This is a genomic window from Actinocrinis sp. (genome assembly GCF_035650855.1).
Classification (GTDB): domain Bacteria; phylum Actinomycetota; class Actinomycetes; order Streptomycetales; family Catenulisporaceae; genus Actinocrinis.
The window spans coordinates 1-2,171 of record NZ_DASRGV010000014.1 but is presented as its reverse complement, the minus strand read 5'-3'; the positions used below and the strand labels follow the sequence as shown (position 1 = coordinate 2,171).

1 protein-coding gene is annotated in these 2,171 nt (G+C 70.8%); it reads left to right on the top strand.

Translation table 11 applies throughout. The features are described from left to right. Nucleotides 1-1,947 (top strand): MMPL family transporter (locus VFB40_RS01070; protein WP_324847339.1); only part of this gene is annotated, 1,947 nt, incomplete at its 5' end. Nucleotides 1,948-2,171 lie beyond the last annotated feature (224 nt).

Below are 2,171 nucleotides of genomic sequence, written 5' to 3'. Positions count from 1 at the left end.
CACGACCAGATCTCGCCGGACCGCCACGCCGCGCTCGCCCTCATCGGGCTCAACGGCAGCCCCAGCCAGCTCACCTCGCGCTCCGGCAAGGTGCAGACAGCGGTGCGGAACGCCTCGGGCGACGGCGTGCAGGCGTATCTGACCGGCTACTCGCCGATCACCAACGACCTGACCGCGGTCGAGAACGCGGATTCCGAGCACGCCGAGTCCATCGGCATGCCCGTCGCGCTGCTCGTCCTGCTCTTCGCCCTCGGCGCCGTGGTCGCCGCGGTGCTCCCGCTGCTGCTCGCCATCGCCGGGCTCATGCTGGCCTTCGGCGTCGTCGCCCTGCTCGCCCTCGGCTTCAACTTCGACGCCTTCCTGGTCACCATCATCACCATGATCGGCACCGGCATCGGGATCGACTACGCCCTGTTCATCGTCAGCCGGTTCCGCGAGGAACTGGCCCGGCGCGGGGTGACCGGGAAGGGAAGCGGCGCGCAGCACCGCGCCCAGTCCGCGCAGATTGCCGAGGCCGCGGGCTCCGCGATGGCCACATCCGGTCGCACGGTGCTGTTCTCCGGCGTCGTCGTCGCCATCTCGATGTGCTCGCTGTTCATCGTGAACTCCTCGGTCTTCCGGGAGATCTCCGTCGCGGTGCTGATCGTGGTCGTCTGCACCCTGGCCGCGGCCTGGACGCTGCTGCCCGCCGTGCTCGCGATGCTCGGCGCGCGAGTCAACAAGGGCTCGCTGCCGGCCCGCTTCCAGCCAGCCGACATCCAGCCCGGAGCGCTGGAGAACACCGGCGGCTGGGCTCGCTGGGCGCACACGATCATGCGGCACCCGATCGTGGCGGGTGTGGCCGCCGTGGCGATCCTCGTGCTCGCGGCGCTGCCGGTGGGCGACATGCGCTACGGCATCGACCTCGGCACCGCTTCGCTGACTGGCAAGCCCTCGGCCAAGGCCCAGCAGGTGCTGGAGCATTCCTTCGGACCCGGGGTCGTCTCGCCGGTGCAGATCGTCGTCACCGGTCCGGACGACACACCGCTCCAGTCGGCCGGCGCCCAGCAGGCGCAGCGGCTGGCCGCGGCGGTCTCCCACGACTCGCGCGTCAGCGCGGTCGACACGCAGCAGGTCGGCGGGCGCATCCTGATCGACGCGGTGCCGTCCGTGCCGATCGACTCTTCGGCGGCGACCACGCTCGTCCAGCACATCCGCGACGACCTGGTGCCCCAGGCCACCGCGCACACGAGCACGGTCGCACTGGTCGGCGGCGCAACCGCGGTGTTCCTCGACCTCACGCACGAGACCAACGCCAAGGTCCCGTACATCCTGCTGCTCGTCCTCGGGCTCTCGCTGCTGTTCCTGCTCGTGGTGTTCCGCAGCGTCGTGCTGCCGGTGAAGGCCGTCGCGATGAACCTGCTGGCGACCGCCGCGGCGATGGGCCTGACGGTGGCCGTCTTCCAGTGGGGCCACGGATCCAGCGTGCTGGACTTCACCAGCGTCGGGTTCCTTCAGGTGTACCTCCCGATCAGCGTCTTCGTGATGCTGTTCGGCCTCTCGATGGACTACGAGGTCTTCCTCATCCGCCGCATGCAGGAGGTCTGGCAGCAGACCCGCGACAACGCGACTGCGGTGGCCACCGGCATCGAGCACACCGCCCGCCCGATCGCCGCGGCCGCGGCGATCATGGTGGCCGTCTTCGGCAGCTTCATGATCGCGAACGTGCTCGAGCTCAAGCAGTTCGGCCTGGCCCTGGCGGCGGCGATCGCCCTGGACGCGACGCTGATCCGCCTGGTGCTGGTCCCGGCGCTGATGCGTCTGCTGGGGCATTGGAACTGGTGGACGCCCGCGGCGTTGGGGCGCCTCCTGCCCGGCGGTGCGGTTCCGGCGGCGAGCGTCCCCTCGCCGTCGCGCCCCGCGGCCGAGGCGGTCACCAGCGATCCTCCGCGCGGGGCGGCCCGCTAGCGCAGGCCTGAGCAGCATTCGGCGGTGGGGATCGGCGTGACGCGCCGGCCCCCACCGCCGAACCGCTCACAGTCTCGGAACCGCTCGCCGTCTCCGAACCGGTCAGGCTCCGGTCAGCGATCCATCAGTGCACTGTGCCACGCTTCCCCTGTGGACGTCTTCGACATGCTCGCCGACGAACGGCGGGCCCTCGCCGACCTGATCGACCAGCTCACCACCCGGCA